Origin of the sequence: Paenibacillus sp. PastF-3 (genome assembly GCF_029893135.1) — a bacterium.
GTDB classification, from domain to species: Bacteria; Bacillota; Bacilli; order Paenibacillales; family Paenibacillaceae; genus Paenibacillus_AQ; species Paenibacillus_AQ nitricinens.
The window spans coordinates 25,043-49,345 of record NZ_JARXWM010000031.1 but is presented as its reverse complement, the minus strand read 5'-3'; the positions used below and the strand labels follow the sequence as shown (position 1 = coordinate 49,345).

23 protein-coding genes are annotated in these 24,303 nt (G+C 43.2%); 1 reads left to right on the top strand and 22 read right to left on the bottom strand.

The window, feature by feature from the left end:
- Nucleotides 1–452 precede the first annotated feature (452 nt).
- Entirely contained in the window at nt 453–1,574 is a 1,122-nt protein-coding gene (locus M2444_RS32585; RefSeq protein ID WP_280789047.1) for an acyltransferase family protein, read from the bottom strand.
- 27 nt (nt 1,575–1,601) lie between these two features.
- Nucleotides 1,602–2,546 carry an NAD-dependent epimerase/dehydratase family protein gene (locus tag M2444_RS32580; protein ID WP_094868824.1) on the bottom strand — a complete coding sequence of 315 codons (945 nt, stop codon included), beginning with the start codon at nt 2,544–2,546 and terminating at the stop codon, nt 1,602–1,604.
- 155 nt (nt 2,547–2,701) lie between these two features.
- Between M2444_RS32580 and M2444_RS32575 the strand changes: the two genes are divergently transcribed.
- Nucleotides 2,702–4,348, top strand: a complete 1,647-nt coding sequence (locus tag M2444_RS32575; RefSeq protein ID WP_280789046.1) for a glycosyl hydrolase family 28-related protein — start codon at nt 2,702–2,704, stop codon at nt 4,346–4,348.
- Between the two features lie 4 nt (nt 4,349–4,352).
- Here M2444_RS32575 and M2444_RS32570 read toward each other — a convergent pair whose 3' ends face one another.
- From M2444_RS32570 to M2444_RS32475, 20 genes are all read right to left on the bottom strand, one after another.
- Nucleotides 4,353–5,519, bottom strand: coding sequence for an aminotransferase class I/II-fold pyridoxal phosphate-dependent enzyme (locus tag M2444_RS32570; RefSeq protein WP_280789045.1), 1,167 nt, complete (start codon nt 5,517–5,519; stop codon nt 4,353–4,355).
- A gap of 59 nt (nt 5,520–5,578) precedes the next feature.
- Nucleotides 5,579–6,688 (bottom strand): GNAT family N-acetyltransferase, encoded by a 1,110-nt coding sequence (locus tag M2444_RS32565; RefSeq protein WP_280789044.1) that lies wholly within the window; start codon nt 6,686–6,688, stop codon nt 5,579–5,581.
- Nucleotides 6,689–6,766: 78 nt separating this feature from the next.
- On the bottom strand, nt 6,767–7,576 hold the full coding sequence (locus tag M2444_RS32560; RefSeq protein ID WP_280789043.1) for a GNAT family N-acetyltransferase: 810 nt from the start codon (nt 7,574–7,576) through the stop codon (nt 6,767–6,769).
- Entirely contained in the window at nt 7,573–8,199 is a 627-nt protein-coding gene (locus M2444_RS32555; protein WP_143812086.1) for a sugar transferase, read from the bottom strand. The genes M2444_RS32560 and M2444_RS32555 overlap by 4 nt, the downstream gene beginning before the upstream one ends.
- A 24-nt stretch (nt 8,200–8,223) precedes the next feature.
- Entirely contained in the window at nt 8,224–9,342 is a 1,119-nt protein-coding gene (locus tag M2444_RS32550; protein ID WP_280789042.1) for an LCP family protein, read from the bottom strand.
- 3 nt (nt 9,343–9,345) lie between these two features.
- Nucleotides 9,346–11,256 carry a polysaccharide biosynthesis protein gene (locus M2444_RS32545; protein ID WP_280789041.1) on the bottom strand — a complete coding sequence of 637 codons (1,911 nt, stop codon included), beginning with the start codon at nt 11,254–11,256 and terminating at the stop codon, nt 9,346–9,348.
- Nucleotides 11,257–11,318: 62 nt separating this feature from the next.
- A complete protein-coding gene (locus tag M2444_RS32540; protein WP_256990331.1) occupies nt 11,319–12,500 on the bottom strand; it encodes a glycosyltransferase family 4 protein in 1,182 nt (393 codons plus the stop codon).
- Between the two features lie 64 nt (nt 12,501–12,564).
- On the bottom strand, nt 12,565–13,836 hold the full coding sequence (locus tag M2444_RS32535; protein ID WP_094875258.1) for an O-antigen ligase family protein: 1,272 nt from the start codon (nt 13,834–13,836) through the stop codon (nt 12,565–12,567).
- A gap of 32 nt (nt 13,837–13,868) precedes the next feature.
- Nucleotides 13,869–15,104, bottom strand: coding sequence for an oligosaccharide flippase family protein (locus M2444_RS32530; protein ID WP_094875260.1), 1,236 nt, complete (start codon nt 15,102–15,104; stop codon nt 13,869–13,871).
- Nucleotides 15,105–15,110: 6 nt separating this feature from the next.
- Entirely contained in the window at nt 15,111–15,818 is a 708-nt protein-coding gene (locus M2444_RS32525) for a CpsD/CapB family tyrosine-protein kinase (RefSeq protein WP_094868815.1), read from the bottom strand.
- Nucleotides 15,766–16,524 (bottom strand): YveK family protein, encoded by a 759-nt coding sequence (locus tag M2444_RS32520; protein WP_280789040.1) that lies wholly within the window; start codon nt 16,522–16,524, stop codon nt 15,766–15,768. The genes M2444_RS32525 and M2444_RS32520 overlap by 53 nt, the downstream gene beginning before the upstream one ends.
- A 342-nt stretch (nt 16,525–16,866) precedes the next feature.
- Nucleotides 16,867–17,586, bottom strand: coding sequence for an SDR family NAD(P)-dependent oxidoreductase (locus tag M2444_RS32515; RefSeq protein ID WP_094868919.1), 720 nt, complete (start codon nt 17,584–17,586; stop codon nt 16,867–16,869).
- A 267-nt stretch (nt 17,587–17,853) separates the two neighbouring features.
- Entirely contained in the window at nt 17,854–18,669 is an 816-nt protein-coding gene (locus M2444_RS32510) for an ABC transporter permease (protein WP_094868813.1), read from the bottom strand.
- Nucleotides 18,666–19,697 (bottom strand): ATP-binding cassette domain-containing protein, encoded by a 1,032-nt coding sequence (locus tag M2444_RS32505; RefSeq protein WP_094868812.1) that lies wholly within the window; start codon nt 19,695–19,697, stop codon nt 18,666–18,668. The genes M2444_RS32510 and M2444_RS32505 overlap by 4 nt, the downstream gene beginning before the upstream one ends.
- Nucleotides 19,698–19,869: 172 nt before the next feature.
- The gene (locus M2444_RS32500) at nt 19,870–20,202 is read right to left on the bottom strand and encodes an ArsR/SmtB family transcription factor (protein ID WP_042128608.1); all 333 of its coding nucleotides are present in this window, start codon (nt 20,200–20,202) and stop codon (nt 19,870–19,872) included.
- A 1-nt stretch (nt 20,203) separates the two neighbouring features.
- Complete coding sequence (locus M2444_RS32495; protein WP_094868811.1) at nt 20,204–20,626, bottom strand: SRPBCC family protein; 423 nt, start codon at nt 20,624–20,626, stop codon at nt 20,204–20,206.
- A gap of 161 nt (nt 20,627–20,787) precedes the next feature.
- Nucleotides 20,788–21,153 (bottom strand): cupin domain-containing protein, encoded by a 366-nt coding sequence (locus M2444_RS32490; protein WP_094868918.1) that lies wholly within the window; start codon nt 21,151–21,153, stop codon nt 20,788–20,790.
- Nucleotides 21,154–21,182: 29 nt separating this feature from the next.
- Nucleotides 21,183–22,166, bottom strand: a complete 984-nt coding sequence (locus M2444_RS32485; RefSeq protein WP_280789039.1) for an ABC transporter substrate-binding protein — start codon at nt 22,164–22,166, stop codon at nt 21,183–21,185.
- A gap of 86 nt (nt 22,167–22,252) precedes the next feature.
- Nucleotides 22,253–23,080 carry a helix-turn-helix transcriptional regulator gene (locus tag M2444_RS32480; RefSeq protein ID WP_280789038.1) on the bottom strand — a complete coding sequence of 276 codons (828 nt, stop codon included), beginning with the start codon at nt 23,078–23,080 and terminating at the stop codon, nt 22,253–22,255.
- A gap of 328 nt (nt 23,081–23,408) precedes the next feature.
- Nucleotides 23,409–24,224: a MerR family transcriptional regulator gene (locus M2444_RS32475; RefSeq protein ID WP_094868808.1), complete on the bottom strand. Its 816-nt coding sequence runs from the start codon at nt 24,222–24,224 to the stop codon at nt 23,409–23,411.
- Nucleotides 24,225–24,303 lie beyond the last annotated feature (79 nt).

The following is a 24,303-nucleotide window of genomic DNA, read 5'->3' as shown; positions in this document are numbered from 1 at the left end:
GTACAGCTTGTTACTTTTCATGAACCTCATCCCCTTCTCTATTAGTGTACCTTATTTCATCTTTAGGACTCCAATTCGATTAGGGGGCTTGAGAGCAACACACTATTAAACTGTAACTTTGCCGCGGTGGGCGTGACTTTCGCTGTTTAATTGTATTTTGTGCAACTATATGCGCTTTTTAGGTAGCTTATTGGGATATAGTTGCACTCTATACACTTAAAAGTGATCATTTACCTCCATATCGTGGAATTCTCGCAAAATAATTGTACAATATGCAATTAAACCGAAACTATGCAGCAAATGTTTGAGCGCAATTGTACTTTTTACAACTATTTACCTTTTTAATAAGGCTTGAAGGGAGGAACTAGTACGATGGAATGACCATTTACCCAGAGAATGTTAAAAGACCACTAATCAACTAAAAAAACGGAAGGGTAGTGGTAAATTTTCAGCTAATTCGAAGGGTTCCCAATACTCGTAGTTATCGGTGTATCCGACGATTTCGGTTTCTTCCTCTGATTGATTCCAATTCCGACTCGACCAAACACAAAGGCTCCGCCTGGAATACGATTCGCTATATTCATGATGATCGCCGATCCAACCACACATCCGACAAATTGGAGCAGCACACTGAATAGTCCAAGGTTTTGCAACCCGAACGAAGAAGGAAGTTTGACGAATAAAGCCAACAACAACGGGTGAAGCAAATATATGCCGAAGGAGTACCTACTGCTCCACTCCAGCATACGCGGCACTTTTTTCAATGAAGAAGCCACTGTGAAGAGTAGTAGAATCATGCTCATGGCGAAAAGTAACATATCAATTCTTTTTGAACTATGTGCCGTAATCCAGCCTTGCCCATTCACGAATAGCACAAGCGCACCTGTTACAACTGGAAGCACGTAGACAGCTAAACGGAACTGTTTTAATTTTTCCCGGAACCAAGTCTCATTTCGCCCCAAGTAATAAGCCGCAGTAAAGTAGAAAATCCACCCCGGAGAGAAAACCCAATACAATTTATCCCAAATATATTGAGCAGCTACCGTATCTACGGGTTTGGTGAAATTAAAAAAGCCTAAGTAAGCCATATTTATAACGAATGACGCAATCAGTATAGAGCGTGGAGTGAATTTTTTGGCATGCCTTTGAAATAAGAGGAATAGGGCATAAAACTGAAAGATAATTAGGATAAAGTAGCCATGAAAATCGCCAAGTAACCAATGACGCCACAGGAAGTACCAAAAAGCCTGAAGAAGCGGAATCCCCTCACTGCTCGCCATATCCAATCCTTTTAACCCTGCGTACAAAGCTCCGAAAAAAAAGTAAGGAAGCAAAATATACTTGATCCGTTTCTCCCAAAATTTCGCGGGAATTCCGTCCGGGTATGCAAAAGACAATACGAATTGCGAGATAAATACGAATACCGGTGTGCCAAAGGTAAGCAGTAGACCCACTGAGGCTACCCAAGACGTGTTACCATCGTCATAGACTCGATATAAAGCATGCAACAGCGCTATACTTAAGCAGGCTATACTACGTAGAACAAACATTTCCGAATTTAATTTTCGTTCCATGGGGATGACCCCTTTCGATATTTGCGATTAATGGTCCACAGCACTGCCTACAGTCAATCGGGCTGTAACCGTCTTCTTGAGTCCCTGATGAAGGTCATGGTGAGGAGACCAGGACATCAGCTCCATTGCTTTACTGTTGTTTAAGTAGCTGTGAAGAATATCTCCCGGTCGAGCAAGCTCATAGGTTGTCTGGGATTCCCGACCTGTAATACCGCCTATCATTTCTACAATCGTATTAATGGAAGTCGCCACCCCGCAGCTAATATTTATGATCTGATTATCCGCATTCTCGTCTGTACAAGCCGCATTTACAAACGCCTGTGCAACATCCTCAACATAGACAAAATCCCTGGTCTGTTCTCCATCCCCATAAATCACAAGCTCCTTGCCTTGCTTTAAGCGATCCAGAAAAATCGAAACGACGCCAGCTTCACCATGCGAGCTTTGTCGAGGTCCATACACATTCGCAAGACGAAGAATGGTGTACTTCAGCCCATGCATGCTTGCAAACATCCGAATATAAGACTCAGGAACACTTTTTGATACCCCATAACAAGATTCAGGATTTAGGGGATGTTTCTCGTCAATGCTCAAATATTCAGGATTACCGTATACTGCGGCCGACGAGGCGTAGACGATCTTTTCAACCTGATGCACCTCACACATCCGCAGAACGTTTAGTGTGCCAACAATATTCACATTCGCATCAAACAATGGATTGCGCTGTGATTCTCTTACGTCAATCTGTGCCGCCAGATGAATAACCACATCCGGCTTCTCACGGATAAAGACTTCACCCAGTGTCTCGTCCCGAATGTCGTACGGGTATAAAAGTGCCGAAGGATTTCTATAGAATGAGCCGGAAGCTCCCGATAAATTATCTACAATTACAGTTTCGATCCCCTCTCTTATAAGCCGGTCAACAACATGTGACCCAATAAAACCAAGCCCCCCAGTTACTAATACCTTCAAATAAAAAACTCCTTTCGCCCTGTAAAGTGCTCTTTGTACCGTGCATCTGTAGAAAAGTTCACATAAAATACTTATGAAGAAACGATGTTGTCATCCTTTATGGACGACAATCATTACTCTTATATTTCCAATCAAAAAATAAAGGAGTGAAGTATATGGCAACTGCACCTATTCCAGATAATTCTGTAACAACGCCCGTTATTGCGGACGGCGCGGTCACTTCTATTAAATTAGATCCTGAAACTAACGGTTACGTGAATGTTCGATCCTATGGAGCTACAGGGAATGGTACCAAAGATGACACCGTCGCGATTCAAAATGCAATTAATGCTGGAAATGCCAAACGCAAGGTTGTTATTTTTCCGCCTGGTGTATATAAAGTCTCTTCCGGCCACATGCGTAACCCTTCAGTCCTCGACTGGTGGTGTCTTCGTATTCCAACCGGAACTAACCTGAGCTTTGAAGCCGGCTCAAAATTAGTGCTTGCCCCTAACCCACCCTCGGATACTCGTGTTCTTGTTATGTTAAATGCCTCAAACATCACGATATCCGGCAGCCTCGAAATAGACGGAAGTGCTTCGACTGTTAAAACAGCCGTCAACGATCAACTTCATGGCTTGTTCATTTCTTCTTCGCAAAATATAACGATCGAATCGGTGTACTCTCATGATTGCTATGGTGATAATATTTTCATTGGAGGGACTGAAGATATCCCATCCGTTAATGTGCATATCGGATATGCTTTCTGTGAAACGGCTGGTCGAAAGAACTTTGTAGTCCATTTTGTAGACCAGCTTCATGTCAACAGAGCGGTATTAAATAACAGTCGCGGTGGTGCACCTGGGTTTAATGGCGCCAATTCACTTGATGTGGAACCCGATATATTCAAGGGAACGCGTAGCTTTTATCAGCGATTTGACTCCTTGACGACTATTGGTTTCGGTAATGATATGACAACTGGGCTTTCAGATGAGATAACGAGACTCTGGACTCTCGACATCGGTTCACTAGATATGCGTGTAAGCGGATCAGTAAGTCCAGCATTGCTGTCCTATGGATTGACGCTAAAAATCAACCATTTGTCTATTCGCTCGACGGATCATAAAGCAAATTACGGTTTACAAACGATCTATTCACAATTTATTGATATCGCAAGCGCAAAGTTCGATGGAATCGGCGGCCCTGCGATCTACGCTGCGTTTAATGCTGCTGGAGGAAAACCAAGATTGCATATCGGCTCGTTAGGGATGTACGGCTCGGGCTCCACCTTAGCAAGCGGAGTCCGAATCGACGGAGGAGATCTTTATGTGGGGACGATAGATGCACAAGACTTAACGGGCAGTACCTTGCAATTATTCACAACAGAGTCTGACGCGATGGTTACTGTCGACAATATGATTGTCCGTAACAGCGGGACCAATCAAGTAGTGCTAGCGTCTTCTTATGGTGCAGCTAAGCCCTTCCTGCACCTGAACAATGTAGCAGTGTTTGATACCCGTTCTGTAAAGGTAAAACGCATTCTTGAATTCGAAACATTGGTTGCCATGCAGGGTACTTCTCTTGGTACCTTGTATAATCCGTATGCTTTAACTGAATGGTTCTCTACCTATGGCAACTTCAAACGTGCAGTCCGACTCGTTGGTGGAACATTACTTCCTGCAGTATTTATCGTGGAAGGATCGCCTGAGGGAACAATTACCGCTCCGATTGGCAGTCTGGCTATGCGAACAGATGGTGTAGCGAAAGCCACTTTTTATGTGAAGGAAAGCGGAACCGGTGCTAACGGATGGATGGCTAAGTAATTCTTCAGCGGTTCTGAATACAAGACTCTATCGCATCCATTACGCGTACCAGATCATCATCCGATAAAGAGCTACCGGAAGGTAGACATATACCTTTTGTGAACAATTGATCAGATACACTATGTTCCTCCATGTATGGATAATAGAAGGCGTTCTCGAATAGAGGTTGCAGATGTAGTGGTTTCCAAACAGGTCTAGCTTCTATATTGTTGAATTCCAGGCACTTTAAGAGTTGATTAGCGGAGAAGCCTGCGATCTCTTCATCAATCGTTAGCGCACTTAACCAGCGTGTACTGCGGCAATTTGGCGCTTCCGGCATGAAATGAAGACCCGGAATGGATCCCAATCGATCTGAGTACACTTGAGAAATATATCTACGTCGTTCGACTCTTTCCTCAAGTAGCTCCAATTGCCCTCGACCTATGGCTGCCAACAGGTTACTTAGCCGGTAGTTATAACCCATTTCGGAATGCTGATAGTGTGGAGCAGTGTCACGTGCTTGGGTAGACCAGAAACGGGCTTGCTCTAATGCATCGGTATCATCCGACACAAGCATACCTCCACCTGAGGTTGTGATAATTTTATTTCCGTTGAAAGAATAGATTCCGAAGCGGCCCCATGTACCACTAGCCTTTCCGTGATAAAAGGCACCTAGGGATTCCGCAGCATCTTCTATTAGAGTAATACCGTAACGATTCGCGATTTCTACAATGGGCTCCATGTCTGCGCTCTGTCCGTACAAATTGACAACAACGGCTGCTTTAGGCAGTATCCCTTTATCATTCAAATCCTGGCAGGCCCGCTGAAAAGCTAATGGACACATATTCCATGTCTCTGGTTCTGAGTCTACAAATACAGGTGTAGCCCCCAAATATAAAATAGGATTGGCACTAGCTACGAACGTGAGCGTAGAACAAATCACGTAATCTCCTTGAGAAACGCCAGCAAGACGGAGTGCCAGATGAATTGCCGCTGTTCCAGAGCTTAACGCAAGTGCCCCCTTTGAACCTGTATAGTCGGCCATCTCCTGCTCGAATGCATCAACTTGCGGTCCGATGGGAGCGATCCAGCCAGAGTGAATTGCATCCTCCAAATAAGCCTGTTCACGTCCGCTTACATGCGGTGGGGATAACAAGATTCGGGGTAGAATGCTTGATTGACGAATACTCATGCCTTGCTCCTTTCTCCATTTGGATGCTTTAATCCAAATGGAATACATATCTTATTGACTTACTTCAGAGCGTGGTCCATGATATTTTGATTCAAAAGAGATGGATGCCGGTAGAGCGGAAAGTAATTCCCTGCAACTCCAGTGTCACAGAGTGCTATCATTCGCTCATACACCTCGGGAAAAAAAATTCGCTTCCCTAAGTAATAGTCCAGTGGCTCTAGTTGCGTAGCGAATCTTAGCTTGAACTGAAACAGTTCGTCATTCCCCTTATATCCTCCACCAAGATGGAATTTTTCGTATCCATTCTCCAACCCCCACACAGCTGCTGCGTGGATGAGAAATTTGGTGGGTGACCACTGCAGATAAGCTCGATCCCAACCGCATAAGTGATAATGCATCCATGGTCGATCAAGGAGTACAATACTTGCCCCTATACTCCTCTCCCCATCCATCGCCTCGAACAGTGCTACCCGTCCGTCTGGTAAAAGGCTTGTATCTTCTATAAATTTTTGAGGGAAATAATAAAAGGGATCTGCTTGTAAATCATTTAACGTACCGTAATATAACTCGATGAAAGGCTCGATCCGATCCTTAAGATCCGACTTTCGAATGGTGAATGGAGCAGACTTTAATTTACGGATATTTCTTTTATGATTGCTGCCATAGTTCTGGATTAGCGCTGACTCTGAGCCAACTGTCAAATCCATGTAAGCTGTATTCCGATTGAGCTCTGTAGTAAGCCCTTTTTGGTATTCAGTGGCATTGCCTATGAAAGGATGGAATCTTACAAACTCGGTCATGATCTTTTTCTCTCTGCAGTAATCTGTGAACGTTTCACTGAATTGTCGGTACAACTCCGTTCGTTCCGCACCTAGTGGCACATTAGATATTGGCCCCCCGTATCCATAAGGTGTGCTGATGTCATACCATTCTCCTTCAAGTCCCAGCTGGATGACTGCGGGAAGATGGCTAATAGAGCGAAGTAAGTAAGGATAAATGATGAGCTTCTCACCCTGCTTAAAAACAAACAGCTCCGCCTGTTGATGATGATCATCCTCAAACAGCCGAAAAAAATCTGCAGAAAAATAGATATCCTTACTATTCATCTGATTCAAATAAGCATCCCACTCTTCAGAATGTGAGCTATTAAGCACAATGAAATCACTCATACGTCACCTCCTAAAAGTTATGTTAGCGTACGCTTCCTTGATGTCCTTCGACAAAAATTACTCCAGAAGCATTCGCTGCTAATCCAATATCTTGATCATGCGTATACTTTCAGTGCTTAAGCTTAACGCTGGGTCTCTCTCACGTAAGAATGCATCGGATGAAAGCAATAACAGCTTTCTCTCCCGGTCAAGGTCGAGTAACACATCGGTTAGTGGATATCCACCGTCCCACTCCCCACTCTGCAGTTGGATACGAAAATACTGCTCGCCGAGCCGACCCACAACTGAAGTCTTCTGCTTCGTTCTAATCCTAAATGAAGAAAATCCGTATTTTAGATGATGTGCCTCTGCCATTGGGTAATCATCAATAATGTAAGTCACTTCTTCAACATCTATATCCGCTCCAGCAGCAATAACATCTGCATTAGCCGTTAATGAACGTTCCAGATCCCTCACATACCAATAAGTACGTCCTTCTTCTACAAAGCCAAGGCGAAGGTACCAAGCATGAGCCTGTTCATTCCATGAGAACACATCCAGTACCAACTTCTTAATATCGTCACTCTTGGCTAATTTCTCGCCATAAGCCATGAGCATTCCGCCTATGCCGTCCTTGCGAAACGCCGCATCCACGTTTAAATTATTCAGAACCAATATTTGTTCCATTCTTCGCCATTCCGCGAATCCAATGAGCACTTCTCCAAGATAGGCTCCAATCAACAACGTGGCTGAATGGCCTCCACATTTACAAGCCGCTTGTAGATATGCTGGATAACCCGTACAAGCAAATATCGTTTGATTGTACACATGCTCCGGTAAATTGCTCTTCAAGAGCCGGCATGCATGATGTATATCGTCTTCATGCAGCGGTCTAAACTGCACACTCATGCCTGGCCCTCCTTTTTATTCAACCTGTACTCATCCAGAGGTAGGCTATGCCGACCTGGATTGGCTACAACATCATCTTGGCGAATCACCTTCAAGACGGTCTTACATAATATCAGCGCATCAAGTCTGAAACTTAAAGTCTCGACATAGGTGACATCATACGAAAGCCGGTCTTTCCACGACGAAGTATTGCGTCCTGACACCTGTGCTAATCCCGTAATTCCTGGTCTTACTGAGAAACGCAGCCTCTCCTGTTCGGAATAATAAGGGCTGTACCGCATCAGTAAGGGTCTTGGGCCAATCAGACTCATTTCTCCCTTCACAACATTCACCAGCTGTGGCAGTTCATCCAGACTTAGCTTCCGGATGATTCCGCCAAATTTGATATATCTTCGCTCATCTGGTAACGGCTGACCCTGCAAGTCATACAGTTCAGCCATGGTCCGAAATTTGTAGATGAAGAAGGGTTTCTCTCCCCGCCCTGGTCGTTGCTGCTTGAACAAGATTGGGCTTCCAAGCTTCATTCGAATCAACAACGCCACCACAGCCATGACTGGACTAAATACACATAACATAACGATCGCTCCCACAAGATCGAAGCCTCGTTTCATATGGCGATACATGTTAGTACTCCTCCCGCCTTTCTCTTAATCCGTAAAAAGACGTTCCTTAAGTGAGTTCACCTGTTTTAAATCGGCACTCCAGTAGTACACCTTAGTTCCGACTAGCGGATCAGGAGCAAAACTGTTGTTACCTGGAATCTGTTCGTATTGAAAGTCCGCGGAAGTAATCCCCTTGAATAACCAAGCTAAGCTAAGCAAATCGCTGTCGCTGAAGCTTGTATCGATAATGTCTTTCTTTTCATGGAGTAATAATCCCGCCAGATCCGGAAGATGCTCAGGGCTCAACAGCTTATTAGCCACAGCTCTAACGATATTGAATTGCTCCTCTTGACGACTAAAGTCACCGTTCGGAGTTGAATATCGCTCCCTAGCAAGGTAGAGTGCATGCACACCATCCAGATGCTGTTCGCCTTTTTTGATGGTAATCTCCGGGGTTATTGTTACGTCTTGATCGATTACCATGTCGATCCCTCCGATTGAATCGATGAAATCACGAACTCCAGAGAAATTCGTCTTGATGTAATGATGAATGGGAATATTCATAAAGTCGCTTACCGCTTGAATGAGCGTCAGCGTTCCTTGCTCATTCCCACCTTTGGACTCACCAACAATATGAGCATGATTAATTTTGGTGTATCCAACATTCTGTACATAAACCCTTGTATCGCGCGGTATAGAGACGATGTTCACCTTCCGCTGTTCCGGCATTACATGCACAACCATGATCGTGTCTGCACGGGAGATTTCCCCACCCCACGTATCTGTTCCAATTAATACAACATTAAAGGATGAAGTTTTTTTATCAGTTGCACCTGACGATGCTGCTGGTTCAGTCGATGGTAGTACCACGCCATCCGAATTCACTCGATTTATAAGAGTCCCATCCGACTGCGTCTTCCCCACAGGCAATGCAGAAATTTTTGAGTTAGGCATCGTCAATGGATTAAGGACAGCCTTTTGAAATCGCTGCTCAGCATTTAACACCCCTCTAATCCAAATGCCGCCAACTACAATCACAATCAGACAAACAATCAGGGCGAATCTTCCAATTCGCCTTATGACTATTTGTTTTCTTGTGAATTCCTTGTCACTCTTACCACGCAAACGCAACTTCTTGTTCCATCTACTCATAAACGACTTCATCACTTAGATCCCCGCATGAACTTCGGATTTGATCCGTTCAAGCTCATGAGTAGCCACCTGTGGTTCTTCCTGAAAGCCCGAATAGCTTGGAATAAGCTGCTTTAATAATTTCTTAATCTGATAACTGCTTGGCACAAATTCGTACCGTTTGCACAAATTCTCCAGAACACCAAGGACCAAATTCAGTTCAGATCTGGAAACACTTTGAGGACGACTGATCATGATGCGATAGTTATTGGTGACCATCAATCCTTCCTCTTCTGTCAGGAGTTCCTCAAATAATTTCTCACCAGGACGAATGCCCGTGACCACGATAGGGATATCTTTATCAGGTTCTAAACCCGACAGACGTATTAAATCTCTTGCCAGATCGTATATCCGAACTGGCTTACCCATATCAAGCACGAACACCTCGCCACCTTTTGCCAGTATGCTCGCCTGAATAACCAATTGCACTGCTTCAGGGATCGTCATGAAATACCGCACCATATCCATATGGGTAACCGTAACTGGGCCACCACTCTCGATCTGTCTTTTGAATAACGGAATAACACTCCCCCGACTACCGAGAACATTACCGAAACGGACAGCAGCAAAAACCGTCTTGCTAGATGAATTCTGATCATTAATAATCATTTCTGCCGCTCGCTTCGTAGCTCCCATGACACTTGTTGGATTAACCGCTTTGTCCGAAGAGATCAGAATGAACCGCTTAGCACCATATTTGGCACTCGCTTCCGCTACATTCCTTGTTCCAATAACGTTGTTCTTTACCGCCTCCACCGGATTCATCTCCATAAGTGGGACATGTTTATGCGCGGCGGCGTGATATACAATCGTAGGTCGAAAATTCTGAAAAACACTATCGATCCGCGACACATCCTGAATATCAGCGATGATGGGTTGAATCTTCTGATCGGGATATAACTGGCGTAGCTCTTGTTCAATCAGGTAAATGCTGTTCTCACCATGACCAAGCAGCAACATTTCCTTCGGGCGATACGCAGCTAGCTGACGGCACAGTTCTGAGCCAATGGAGCCTCCTGCACCCGTGATGAGAATACACTCACTTCCTAAATTCTCACGAATCTCTTCAGTATTAATCTCAACAGGAGTTCTACCCAGCAAATCGTTTACGGACACTTCACGGATTCGATGGACTGCCATTTTCCCGTCCAAAATTTCTGTCATACTAGGCATTAGCTTAATCTGTGCTTTTGTTGATTTGCAGATCTCAATAATCTCCATTAAGTCATTATGTGGCGCTGTCGGAAGGGCAATAATAATGAACGCAATGTCCAGCTGTTTCACGGCCTCGGGAATGAAATTCCGGTTACCCACAATCGGCAGCCCCATTACTTCCAGCTTTCGTTTGGATGCATCATCATCAATGAAGGCGACCGGATGCATAAATTTGAACCTTGAATGCTTGATATCTTTCGTAACGAGGATTCCTGCTTTACCCGCCCCAACGATTAGAAGATTACCTTCGAAGACATCCTTCACACCCGTTGTCTCAAACCCGTCGTTTAGAAGACGTTTAACCATTCGTAACCCAACAATGCCCAGAAATACATAACCGGCTGCAAAATAAATGGAAATTGGTAGTCGATAGGAAGGAAATACTGCATGGGTGGATACGTTGACAACAATCACTCCAACGAGGGTTAATACACTCACTTTTAGAAGCTGCAGTAATTCTCTCATTCCAGTGTATCGCCAGATATTGTTATACACTTTGAATCCAAATGAGAAGGCCGCATATACCGCAATGTGAATCAATATTGCCCACGGAAGCATCCACACGTACATCTCAGGGATTTGAAAATCAAACCGAAGTAAAAACACAAGCCACACTGAAGCCGCAATAATCCCTGCATCCAACATGACCAAACGGACGATCCGCATTTTCATCACTTCTTTCTCCCTAATTAACTAAAAATTCATGTACTCCCCTTTTAAGTGAGAGTGAATATTCAATCCCCCGATAGGCTCGCATGCATTTCAGACGGAACCCGCTTTCTTTCCTCCTTGTTTAGCGCTTCTATATAGATCGAGTCCATTTCACGGAGCACCGCAGGCAACCCGTAACGAATGATCCTCTCTTTGTTTGCTTCTCCCATAGCCGTAGTTAATGCTGGATCATCACGTAAATGAGTAAAAGCCTTAGCGGTAGCGGTAATATCACCAACAGGAACTAACATGCCTGTTGACTCATGTTCGATCAAATCATGAATCCCCCGAATATGCGTACCTATAACGGGTTTTCCTACTGCCATCGCCTCCATAATCGCCCGAGGTAGCCCCTCGCGATAGGACACAAGTGCAGCAACATCACATGCTCTGAGTAGATCCGGAATATCACTACGGTACCCAAGCATATGCACCCGATCGCTGACATCCAGCCGATTTGCAAGTTCTAATAGAGTCTGCTCGAACGGTCCTATACCCGCAAAAGCCAGATGGATGTTGCCTGCTTGAGACCCCAGCTGCCCCAGCGCTTCGATCAACTGCTTCTGGTTCTTGTTGGCGTTTAATTCAGCAATGCATAGGATGACGAAGGGAGGTTCATCATGCTCACTCTTCGGCAGATCAAACAGTTGGCGTCGCCTATCTGCCTTCTCCGTCGCAGTTTCAGGATGACCCTGTTCACTGCCGTAAACCTGGAGATCAAGTCCTACACCACTCACATAAGTCACCTTTTTTCGTATAGAAAATTTCTGGGCGCGTTCATAATCTTCTCTATTTATGGTGATTAACACATCTGTCCAGCGGGCCATTAACCTCTCGAGCGGATAATAAAGCATCCAGTTCAGAAAAGGAGCTCCCTTGAAAAAATGAAAACCATGCGCTGTATACAATGTGCAAGGTACACCTGCTTTATGGGCCGCAATCCGTCCGAGAATCGAAGCGACTGGCGTATGTACATGGATGAACTGGAACCCCTCCTCCTTGAAGCTTTCCGTTAATATCCCTAGCGCCTTCCAGTTCTGCATCTGTAAAGGGCTACGCTGAATGGGTACATCATGGCACACGATCCCCTTCTCTTCTAACCGTAATCTCGCTTCCCCGGGCTGCGCATAAGCATGCACTTCACAACCCTTTTGCTGCAATAACGCCATGTAAGGTAGATGGAAACTCTCAAAATGCCCAAAAATGGAGGCTACAAAAGCAACTCTTACCGGTCTACAGTCTTCAGCAGGTATGCTCCCGGACCTCTTGTTACTGCGCTTGTTGCGCTTGTTCTGTTTGTTGTCGTAAGTTACGACCCGTTGACGTTTCAGTGCCCTTGGTTCGATATCGCTTCACTCCTTTCCATCCCGTATTCGTTAATCGGATGCAAGCTGCGTTCATAGCCATCATGAACCACCAATATCTCTGGAATAAGGCTTCAATACCCATCGAAAGTCCAATCATCGCTGCGTGAGACAGCAGTAATGCCATAATGATCGGTCTGTTCACCCTATCTGCCGCGCGATAAGAACGGATCCCGACGATGAAGAACCAGATCATGAATCCGCCGTACACAATCAAGCCCAATAAACCAAATTCTGTCATAAACCAGATCGGAGTATTATGGATAATAATCCGCAGTTCATAGTTATAGCTACCGAGTCCAATCCCTAATAATGGACTTTGAGCGATCCACTCCACAGCCTTCCCAATGATGTCAAGGCGCGACTGAATCTGCGAGGGTCTACTGGCCATATTCCCAAGCACATCCAGATAAGCTGTACCTTTATACAACAGCAATGCTCCAAACGCGACGCTAAAGCCCATGCCGATCTTGAGAAGCCGAGAAGGATTCATCAGCAGGAGTGTAAGCAAGACAAGGAACAGACCTATCCATGACGAACGCGAAAAAGTCATTATTATGCCCCCGGCTAAGGTGATCGTCGCTAGCGTACTCACCCATCCCCTAAGCAGCTTCACCCCGTCTCCGCTCGTCATGATATGAATGGCAAAAGCCGTAACTAGTAATCCGCCGTATGCATTCGGATCAATTAGCATCCCGGAGAGGCGACCGTCTTGCACCATAAACGGAACTCTGACTCCACTAAAAAAATCGAACAAAGCGACGCCATTGAAGATCAGTACACTGATCAAAAAAGCTCGTAGCATTTTATATAACCGATCCCAGCTGTCTACAGCCTGAACTAACATGATGTAAGTCAGCAGTAGGAGTATAAACCCAAAATCTTTTTGCAATAGAGCGTATTGCGTAATGAATCCATTACGCCAAATGGATACAAATGAAGCGAGGACGAAAATAAACAACATCCCCCAATGCCATGAACTGAACTGTCTCCGGTCCAATTTGAGGTGTAAACCTGCTGCAAACAAACCAAGCATTAAGAAAAGGTCAGAGGGTGCGATTCGAAATGCGCCACCGAAATCAATTTGAGCCGGAAGGCAGATGATGTAACCCATAACCGCAAACAGAAATAAATTACGCATGGTGTAGGGTTTCCCTACAACGAGTACAGATGTCATACAAGCCCCTACTTTCCTATGGGAAATGACCTCTATGCGGCCAATTCCCGTTGTACCTGTTTCCTTGCCTGACGGATTACCAAGAAAAGTACGATCACACTGCCTATCATCTGAACGAATAAGGCCATACTAGCCCCTACAGCAGCACCTATCACCCCAAAAATAGGCACGAATATTAGACAAGATAGCCCATTAGTGATCACGGAACACAGAAACAAGGGAATCTGCGCTTTGTACTTCCCGGTAGCCGTTATGGCATACCACAGATAAGACGTTACAAATACCAATAGGGTAGAAATGAGCAACCAATGAAATAATCCTATCTCTGCAGCCACATCTGGACTGAATAGAAGAGTTAGAAGCTGATGACCAAACATCCACCCGATCAAACAAGCGATCGCACTAATTCCTATGCCCATTGCAATCATTCGACTGAGTAAAGAGACGAACTCCTTATGTCTTCCGCTAGCATGCCAACGGGCAAGACGTGGTGTTATCGCTTCACCGAGTGCAGTAACAACAACATTGCAGGCAACGATCATGTATGAGAGCGTAGCGTATATGCCTAAGTCATGTTCACCTTTAAAATATGAAATCGCGTATAGTGGGATATTTGTATTTAGTGACATCAACGCCAGCACCACGCCAAGGGGTGAGCTTACGAGCAATAAGCCCCATAATCGTCTTTTGTTAAAAAGTGGCCTGAGCGACGTATGCACTCTCGCTTTGCGAGCATCATATCCAATGGTTATTGCTAACCATCCGATAATCATGACTAATAACGCTAGAATGAGACTCTGAGTAGGGATAAATACGAGGGCGAAGACAACTATGGAGAACAATCCTTTAGCAGCTCTCGAGAAAGAGATTTGATCTAGCCTTTCCTGCTTCTGAACAATACCCAATAAAATATCGCTGACCGACTCAACAATTCTATACAATCCTATGAAAAATATGACTAAAGCTGTATTCCAATCAGCACCACTGAGGATGCAACAACCTGCTGTAACCGTGAATGCAACTGCGGTTGTCACGAGACGAAGGCCAAAAAAATCTCCAAAAAGATATTTTCCAGATGTATCAACGATCAAGACCGAACGCAGATGCAGATGCGACAGCATAAAGATGGGAGCAGTCACCGCAAGCCCTAACGAATATTGCCCAACGATTTCGGATGAGCCAAATTTATTAAGCAAAATTACAATCACGAATTGAGCGCCTGCATATGTGATATTTCCAAATAAATAACGAAGAGATGCAAATGTCATAAAGCGTTAGACCAACCCTGAAGTTGAGGCCCAATCGGCAAAATCTTCACCGCGAATCTTGTAACGTTTGCTACTTTTTCGATAATTCAAAACCGCTCCCAAAATATGCGCTCCTTGCTGCTCAAGGATCTGTTTTGCAGAGTTGGTATGCTTCAAGAGCACTTTCCCGGATTTTACGACTAACAGTACCCCCTCGGTCATCTTTGCCAAGATAAGCGCATCTGAAAAAGGCATTAATACCGAAGAAGAATCGATAACAATCGTATCAAATCTCTCACTAAGCTCTGCGAATAACCTTTTCATTCCTGTTGATCCTAGTAAATCAGCTGGATTTGGAGAGATCGGACCCGATGTCAATACAGAAAGTCCTTCTGATCCCTCAATAGGGAAAATACAATCATCCACACGGGTTTGATCTACTAGGATACTACTTAATCCGATCCAATTGGGTAGATCGAATGCTTTATGCACCGTTGGTGTGCGCAAATCCCCATCGATCAGCAGCACAGTTCTTCCCGTTTCCGCCATCGCTATAGCCAAGTTCATCGCCACTGTTGATTTACCTTCATCCGGGAGTGAGCTTGTAACTAATAAAGATCGAATTTCTCCACCAACCCGGGTATAGCGAATATTAGATCGTATCGTTCGGAATTGATCACCATTAGATGATTTCGGTTGTTCCAGGCAATACAATCTTGGCGTTTTCTTCTTCATGTCTGCTGGCTCCTTCTACTGAAATGGATTTCGTCTTCTCCCGCCGTTTCCGCGGCTTCAATTTTCCCACGGTTCCCAGAAGAGGAAGCTGCAAATCCAACTGAATATTCTTAGCGCTTTTCACAGGTTTCTCCGCCAATTCCCGTAGAATGGAAATTGCGATCCCAGCAATCAATGCAAGTCCGAAAGCAACGACCATATTGAATACTGGCTTGGGGGAGATCGCCTCGAAAGGAACCTTGGCCCGGTCAAGAAGCACAACATTCTCTACCCCCATAATCGCTTGGATGTTCTCATTAAAGGCCTCACCAAAGCCATTCGCGATATTCGTTGCCCGCTGAGCATTAGAATCCGATACAATTACCGTCGTCACGAGTGACTCGCTGCTTGTTCTTGTCTTCACTTTTTCTAATAGTTTTTCAGGGGTCATGTTTAATTGCAGTCTTCTAACGACCTCTTCAGCGATTCTACTGCTTCGGATAATTTCTCCGTAAGTGGTTACTAGTTTTTGCCCAGCCATAATGTCATTGATTGCTTTCTGTTGCCTATCCCCTTGAATAAGAATTGAAGCCGTCGCCTCGTATTTCGGTTTCAAGACATAATAGCTAACGAAGCTAGCAATTCCGACCGCAACAATACATAATACAATGATGAACAGCAGCCTACGTTTCACTAGTTTCAAAATGCTGCCTAGTTCGAATTCCATCGTTCATTTCTCCTAACCGTTAATGTATTTTCCTCTTTTTCAACAAGTGTTTTATTGTATAGTTATATTCTCGTTAGCCCAATATATGTCCAAAAAAAGTTGGGAATTTATAAGCCTTCTTTTTAAAAAAAACACCCGACTCTCTATTAAATTCCAACAGAAATAGGCCGTTTACTAGTATGATTCTACTGGTAGACAGCCTTATCTATTTACTGCTTTGCTCTCTGGAATTCTTTTAAAAAACTAGCAAGTTAAATTTTTGATCACCTATTCTATAATCCAATTATATGTTTTATCTTCGTATTAAATCTTAATGAAATCTTAACGGATATATGAGATTTATTATGCATTTAAATCCGCCATTGCTGGAATATGAATTTCCTTGACGCAGGAAGCGCTAGAGAGGTTAATGATACATTTCACAATGGAGACAATGTCCTGAACAGGAATTCTTGTGCCGTTATATTCTGCAATCGCTTTTTCTGCGCCATCCTCATAAGGAATTTCTGCTGCCAGTTCACCTGGATTCACACAAGTTACTGCAATGCCATCCTTACGAACATGCTCACGCAATGCATGTGTAATGCCACGCAGACCGAACTTCGAAGCAACAAATGAAACCTGGGCGTTATTGGTATGATCCAGTCCTGCTGTGGAGCCAATCAGAATAATTTTTCCTGCTTCCGATTGGCGAAGATTAGGTATTACAGCCTGTATGCAGGTAATTGTTGAAGTTATATTCACATTAATAATATTAGCAATATCAGTTGCTTCATCCTTGTCAAAAGTATAGTGATCCTCAAAACCTTCCTTCTCCCAAATGCCCACGTTATAAACTAGGACATCAATCTTCTCCGCTTGGATGCCTTTTGATAAGACTTGTGCGGCATCTGGCTGCGATAGATCTGCTGCAATCCATATCCGCTGTATACCATCATTAAGATCCAGACTGCCCGGTCTGCTTCTGGAGACGATCCACACTCGATCACCATACTCAGGTAAACCTTTCACAAATGCATCTCCCAAACCTTTACTTGCCCCCAAAATTAGATAGCTTCTCATACTGTCGCCCTTTCTATTTACATCTATTTTTATATCATAGTACCATCGAAGGACATAAAGAAGTAGTAGCATGGAATAATCCATCCTCCTTGTTGTGAACCTGGTGTGGGCGTCATTGATGGCGTCATTCATCTGCATTTTGGGGGACATATTCAAAATGAAGAAACTGCAAAAACATTGTGATAGATCAGTATCCAATTTAATTCATACGTTCTTTAGAAGCCATAATTAAAAAAAACGGCATTTCTGCCGTTTTTTTATTTCATATTATGTCCGGCGCATATAAGCACGTACCGTAATAGGTGCAAATATTGCGACGATGACAGCTGCTCCAATCAAAGAGATCGCGAAATCCCAACCTACGGTTCCAAAGTTAGTAAGTTGTCGTACTGCAGAAACGAGGTGTGAGATTGGATTGACTTTAACAAACCATTGTAGCCAGTTAGGCAGCGTATCGACAGGCACGAAGGCATTAGATAGAAACGTAAGTGGGAACAACACAATCATTGATATCCCCTGCACACTAGAAGCAGTCCGTGCAATCACACCGAAGAAAGCGAAAATCCAGCTAATCGACCAAGCACAAACAATAACAAGAAGCGCAGCGAATGCGACATGTTCCAGTCCACCATCAGGACGGTAACCCATAATGTAGCCCATGGTAAATGTAAGCACAGTAGCAATCGTGTATCTAATCGTGTCCGCCAACAAAGCTCCCGCTAACGGAGCTATACGAGCAATTGGCAGTGACTTGAATCGGTCGAACACGCCTTTATCCATGTCCTCACGTAATTGGACGCCAGTAACGATGGAGGTAGTGATTACGGTCTGCACAAGAATACCAGGGATAATAACAGGCAAATAACTTACCACGTCACCAGATATAGCCCCTCCAAAGATATAGGTAAACATTAGCGTGAAAATAATTGGCTGAAGTGTAACGTCGAACAATTGCTCAGGGGTACGTCGAATTTTCAGTATCCCACGATAAGCCATCGTTAATGAGTTGCGTACAGATTGCCGAAAACTCGTATGGTTTTTCAATGGGCGGTTAACACCCGAATTTATTGTAGTGGTTCTCATACTCTTGCTGCCTCCTTAACATTTGACTCTTGGGACGCTGTTGACGTTTCATCCGTAGCACCATGACCAGTAATTGTTAGGAATACTTCATCAAGTGTCGGTTTCTGCACACTCATCTCAGCCAAGTGAATACCTTCCTCACGAAGTGCAATAAGTAGGTCTGTAACTAAATCAGCGTCCGCCATCGGTGCCGTTATTTTCCCGGTTTCGTACGATACCACGGACTGAATTTGGAGTACATGTTCCACACGCTGGCGAGCTAGTTCAATATCTTTTAGATGTTGAACCTTCAGGTGTAGTGATGTGGTACCCACAGACGCTTTCAAATCATCCGCCGTCCCCTCTGCAACGACTTGCCCACGATCGATAACTGCGATCCGATCAGCCAATTGATCTGCTTCTTCAAGGTACTGTGTAGTCAGAAGAACCGTTGATCCCGTATTCACCAATCGACGAATGGTATCCCACATCTGTGAACGAGTGCGAGGATCAAGCCCTGTAGTTGGTTCATCAAGGAAAATTAAAGGTGGTTGTGCAATTAGGCTAGCTGCCAAATCCAGACGGCGACGCATACCGCCAGAGAAATTTCGAAGAGGCCGTTTAGCCGCCTCAGTCAGACCAAACTCTTCCAGTAATTCTGTTGCTTTTTTTCGCGACTCTGCGCGTCCAAGCCCTAATAGCCGAGAGAAGATAATAAGATTCTCTGTAGCACTTAATGACTCATCAACTGAGGCGTATTGTCCTGTCACACCAATTAATTGCCTAACAATCTGCGACTCCTTCACCACATCATGCCCGAAGATTCGCCCAGTGCCTGCATCAGGACGAAGTAAGGTTGCCAGCATCCGAATAACGGTAGTCTTTCCCGCCCCATTCGGACCAAGTACGCCATAGATCGTACCAGCTTTCACGTTCAAATTCACGCCATCCACCGCGCGATTGTCACCAAAGGTTTTGACCAGTCCACGCGCTTCGACGGCCCACTCATGATCGTCTGGTGAAATGATCTTGTTCTGTACATGCACCATTGTAATTCCTCCAACGTTTCAGATTATATTGTGATGATAAACGCCATTTATAAACTGAATTTAAACGAAGGTTTAAACTGAGTTAAACTTATCCATTTATTTATTTTCATTATATCTGATTCTTCTATGCATCAAAAAAACCGAGAAGCGCGATCTCACGCCTCTCGGTTTATCATTCATTGTTATGATCTGCTTCAACATATTCTTTAAGCGCAAACAGTTTATTAGCCCAGTATTGTTCAAAAAAGGTAAGCCAATCTTGAAGCTCCAGTAGAGGCTCTGGCTGAAGCTTGTACCTAGTCTCCCGACCGACTTTCTGACTGCTAACAAGCTGTGCATCGGACAATACTTGTAAATGCTTGTTAACAGCGGTTCGGCTGATCGGGTAGCAGTCCGAGATGGATGCTATGGACATTTCCTTATTAGCAAGCAGCTTTAGCAGACTGCGGCGGGTAGGATCTGCTATCGCTTGAAATACATCATGTCCAGATTCAGCGACTGGCATCTTAAGCCTCGATATAAGCAGGAAGTTTTTCTTGGACGATTTTCTCCCAGCCGCCATTCATAAAGCCACGAACGATTGGATGCGGTTGACCAAATTCAGTTACCTTTTCTGGGTCCCATCCAGAGTGAATCACGGTGAACTCCGTCTTCCCATCAATTTCCTTCAATTCAAAAGCAAGATGCCAATCCTTCCCCCAATTAAAACCGACACGGTTCGGCTCATCAATCTCTGTAACTTTACAAGGGGAATCCCCGAATTGTCCAGCATGTAGAATAAACTCATGGCCTACCACTGGTTGAAATGTACTTGGCATCCACCAGGCAGCTATTCCTTCAGCAGTGGAAACAGCTTTCCATACTTTTTCAATGGGCGCATTGAGTGTAATGGTTTGACGAATATCTTGTAGTGGTCCTTGAGTCGGCATAAATTTCCTCCAAGATTCATTTTAATGTAACACCTTCTGGTTTCATTTTTATTATAACACCATTTGGTGTTATGTCAATTTGCAGAAACCTTAAGGGAATAGCGGAGGAAAGCGTTTCATTATAAATACGTTTAAAGTTAATAGAGTACTAGTAACAAACACTAGATCCAAGTATCATTGGCTGCAGTTAATTCGGACTCAGTACCGCCAGTGTTTACTAAGCTTCTAGGCTCCACTAACATGATATGGCATTCCTTTTCGGCGGAAGGCTTCATCTCGACTCCCTTTGGAAGAACAAACATCTCACCTTCGGAAATTTTAACCTGACCATCACGGAAATCAATGATCATCTCCCCTTCAAGGGTGAAAAATACCTTATCGGTATCTGGATGACTATGCCATTCAAAGTCCCCAGTGATCTTAATAAGTTTGAATTGATAGTCATTCATTTCACCAATGACTTTCGGAGACCAAAGGTCGTTAAATTTAGATAACTTATCTTTTAGATTAATAGCTTGATAGTGGATAGTAATCACTCCTTATTTTCCTGAATTTATTAGAGCTTAAGCAAGGCGGATAATATATTTTGTAAAGCGTATTTAATAGCTAATGGGCCACCGGTAATAGCGGAATTATCCATTAAATAGACATTGCCTTTCTTTACGGCATTCATAGCATTCCACACATTACTTTGTTTTAAGTTATTCATTAATTCCTCCTTTTTTGTAATATCACCTATAAGGAAAATATGGTCTGCTTGAACAGTTGATATGCCTTCAAACGAAGTAAATTCATTATTATTACCTGTATATGTATTATCCGATGTAAGCCCCAGTCCCTTTTCTTTATCAAACGCAAGTTTATAGACCGGATTGCCTTCACCTAGAACATTAAAAGTTTTTCCATCCCAAGACAATATAAGCGCTACTGTCTCTCTTTCCATCGACTTTAATGCTTCACGCCCAGTTGTAATATCTTTCATCATGTTATCAATTACTTTTTCCGCTTCGTCTTCTTTGCCAATAATCTTGGCTACTGTGCGGAGTCCATATTGCCAATCTTCATAGATGTCCTTGTATTTTAATGTAATGACTGGTGCAATTTTATTTAGTGAATCATATACTGCTTCATGATGCTCTGTTGCTAAAATATAATCAGGATTAATAGATAGAATTTTCTCAATGCTAGGAGACACTTTATCTCCTAATTCTTCAGCTGAATCCAGCTTTCCTTTTAAATAAGATAAAGAAGATAGATACTCTTTTTCAGTAGTTGCAGCAGGTGGCTCACCTAATGCAACTAAAATTTCAGGATAAAAATACCATAAAGAGGCTATTTTTTCCGGTTTTTTCTCGATAACGATTTCTTTACCTAAGGCATCCTTAAATGTTCTTGGCCAATCAGCTGCATCTACATTAACTGCTGTTGAAGATACGCCTTCTTTAGTTGATTCTTTATTTTCAGCAGGTGTTTCAGTACAACCCGCTAGTATACCTGCTAATAATAGTATTGCGACTAGCAGTCCTCTAATCTTTTTCATACGAAATTCCTCCAACATATTGGTTTCTTTGCTTAACCATTATTATAGTGAAGTAGGTTTTTGATTAGAATGGATGCAGGTTGAATTTACCATGGATTATTGATGAACTTCTCTCGATATTCGGTAGGAGAAATACCACATTGTTTTTTGAACACTCTACTAAAATAAAAGGGGTCAGCCATTCCAACCGTTTGCGCAATTTGTTGTACAGGTGCATCACTAGTAAATAGCATTTTTCGTGCTATATTTATACGATATTTTAATAAATATTCTGCGGGTCCCATACCGGCATGCGTTCTAAAAACGTAAGATAGTCGATTTCGATTAACGTTATTTTGTTCTGAAAGCGAAGCTATTGTAAGACTTTGATAATAGTTTTGATGAATATAATTAGATACCCGCTCGAATAAAGTATGTGATTCACAGCTATCCTCCCTATTAATAACACATAATAAGGTCTCATTCAGCACTTCGCGAAACAGCATTTCAGTCTGAAACATCGATATGCCTCCACGCTGATTATACACCTGCCAAAGACGCATAATTAATTCAACAAGACGAGGAGATTGACCTGTTAATAATTCAAAATGCTGATGAGAAAAGCTTGACTCTTTTACTTCTGAGTTACATATCCGATATTGAACAAGAATATATTCCCAATTGCCTCTAACTAACATTTTTTGATCAAGTTTCATTTTTGCCCCCCCATGCACCACTTTTCCTGGCGAAAAGATATAAGGCGTGCCATTAAATTTAAATTTAATCTTTCCTGTAAGTGGAAACACAAATCCAGGAAAAGAATCTGTATATTCAGCGTAAGGCACACCAGGATTTTCAGCATATCGATATACTCCTTCTACTTGGAAAGGAGTGTGTGCAAAATGCTCTGCTAACTGATTAACGTCTATCTTCACAATGCATACCTCATTTCAATAGTAGTTTCTTCTATGTAGAGGCACTAACAAAACTCAATCATAGTGCACCACCTCAGAGGCATTGGCGTCGGAAAGGTGAGCATAAGGATTCATGCCTGTTTACACAGTAATAATAATGATTATCATTGTCAACCAATATAGACAATAACAATGCCGCATCTGCCACTTCCTTCTGAATTTCCTTTAATCACCAAAAAAAACAAAAAAAATGCTTGGAAGCCAAGCGTTTCAGTTTGAATACCAATTTAAAAGTCACTCCAATATTTTGAACTAGGAGTGATCAAATTAAGATCCTTGCAGAGTTCACTTATATTTGTACCGCAATTTGAATGACATACTTATCTGGATCCCCAACCGCTAAATAACTTAGTAATTCATATTCATAAGCGTCTCCAGTTAGGGTGAAATTATTTTCTGCAATATAAGACTTTAGCTTCTCATAGGAGGCAGGTAAGCTCTCGTAAGATCCCTTGTGATTCATGATCAAATATTTACCCTTTGGCTTGATATAGAGTAACTCGCCGTTATGTTTATCATTGATTTTATTACAATAATAATCCGGGTCATAGTCGCCCTCTTCCAAACTGCTTTTACAAATAATCGAACCTATCGGAAAGTCATATTCAAGATGATGTTCATCGCAATAATCGAAGATTCGATATACTTTTCGAACATGATCCTTCTCACCCTTCTCCTTCGAGAGTCTAACCGCAATAAAATACTCTTCATCACATGCCTCAACCCAAGGTTCTCCACAATTAACATGGAGCGCACGATTCGTATTATCTATAGCTCCTTGCAAAAGCCTCTGCATGCGCTCTAACTTTCTTTGTTCATCAACCAACTTCAGCTGTTTTTGCTGAAGCATGGATAAAAAATGCAATGTGTTTTGATCTTTTATATATTCTTTGATCTCATTTAACGGCGTTCCCGTCCCTTTTAATACGGCAATAATATCGAAGGTATAAAACTGCTTATAGGAATAATAACGATATCCGTTTTCCTTCACGATCTCCGGTTTTAATATACCAATGTCATCATAATGGAATAACGTATGCTTCGTTACCCCACATACCTTTGCGAACTCGCTCGTCGTAAAGTATTGATCATAATCAATAGACATTCAAATCACCCCTCTTGACTATCGGGTTACCCTATACCTCAAAGTACAATAACGGAACACCATTACCTTGTCAAGGCAA

Bases quoted from the DNA above. Each gene is read 5' to 3' on its own strand.
- M2444_RS32585 (WP_280789047.1), bottom strand. From the start codon at position 1,574: ATGGAACGAAAATTAAATTCGGAAATGTTTGTTCTACGTAGTATAGCC.
- M2444_RS32575 (WP_280789046.1), top strand. From the start codon at position 2,702: ATGGCAACTGCACCTATTCCAGATAATTCTGTAACAACGCCCGTTATT.
- M2444_RS32570 (WP_280789045.1), bottom strand. From the start codon at position 5,519: ATGAGTATTCGTCAATCAAGCATTCTACCCCGAATCTTGTTATCCCCA.
- M2444_RS32565 (WP_280789044.1), bottom strand. From the start codon at position 6,688: ATGAGTGATTTCATTGTGCTTAATAGCTCACATTCTGAAGAGTGGGAT.
- M2444_RS32560 (WP_280789043.1), bottom strand. From the start codon at position 7,576: ATGAGTGTGCAGTTTAGACCGCTGCATGAAGACGATATACATCATGCA.
- M2444_RS32555 (WP_143812086.1), bottom strand. From the start codon at position 8,199: ATGTATCGCCATATGAAACGAGGCTTCGATCTTGTGGGAGCGATCGTT.
- M2444_RS32550 (WP_280789042.1), bottom strand. From the start codon at position 9,342: ATGAAGTCGTTTATGAGTAGATGGAACAAGAAGTTGCGTTTGCGTGGT.
- M2444_RS32545 (WP_280789041.1), bottom strand. From the start codon at position 11,256: ATGAAAATGCGGATCGTCCGTTTGGTCATGTTGGATGCAGGGATTATT.
- M2444_RS32535 (WP_094875258.1), bottom strand. From the start codon at position 13,836: ATGACATCTGTACTCGTTGTAGGGAAACCCTACACCATGCGTAATTTA.
- M2444_RS32530 (WP_094875260.1), bottom strand. From the start codon at position 15,104: ATGACATTTGCATCTCTTCGTTATTTATTTGGAAATATCACATATGCA.
- M2444_RS32525 (WP_094868815.1), bottom strand. From the start codon at position 15,818: ATGAAGAAGAAAACGCCAAGATTGTATTGCCTGGAACAACCGAAATCA.
- M2444_RS32520 (WP_280789040.1), bottom strand. From the start codon at position 16,524: ATGGAATTCGAACTAGGCAGCATTTTGAAACTAGTGAAACGTAGGCTG.
- M2444_RS32515 (WP_094868919.1), bottom strand. From the start codon at position 17,586: ATGAGAAGCTATCTAATTTTGGGGGCAAGTAAAGGTTTGGGAGATGCA.
- M2444_RS32510 (WP_094868813.1), bottom strand. From the start codon at position 18,669: ATGAGAACCACTACAATAAATTCGGGTGTTAACCGCCCATTGAAAAAC.
- M2444_RS32505 (WP_094868812.1), bottom strand. From the start codon at position 19,697: ATGGTGCATGTACAGAACAAGATCATTTCACCAGACGATCATGAGTGG.
- M2444_RS32500 (WP_042128608.1), bottom strand. From the start codon at position 20,202: ATGCCAGTCGCTGAATCTGGACATGATGTATTTCAAGCGATAGCAGAT.
- M2444_RS32495 (WP_094868811.1), bottom strand. From the start codon at position 20,626: ATGCCGACTCAAGGACCACTACAAGATATTCGTCAAACCATTACACTC.
- M2444_RS32485 (WP_280789039.1), bottom strand. From the start codon at position 22,166: ATGAAAAAGATTAGAGGACTGCTAGTCGCAATACTATTATTAGCAGGT.
- M2444_RS32475 (WP_094868808.1), bottom strand. From the start codon at position 24,224: ATGTCTATTGATTATGATCAATACTTTACGACGAGCGAGTTCGCAAAG.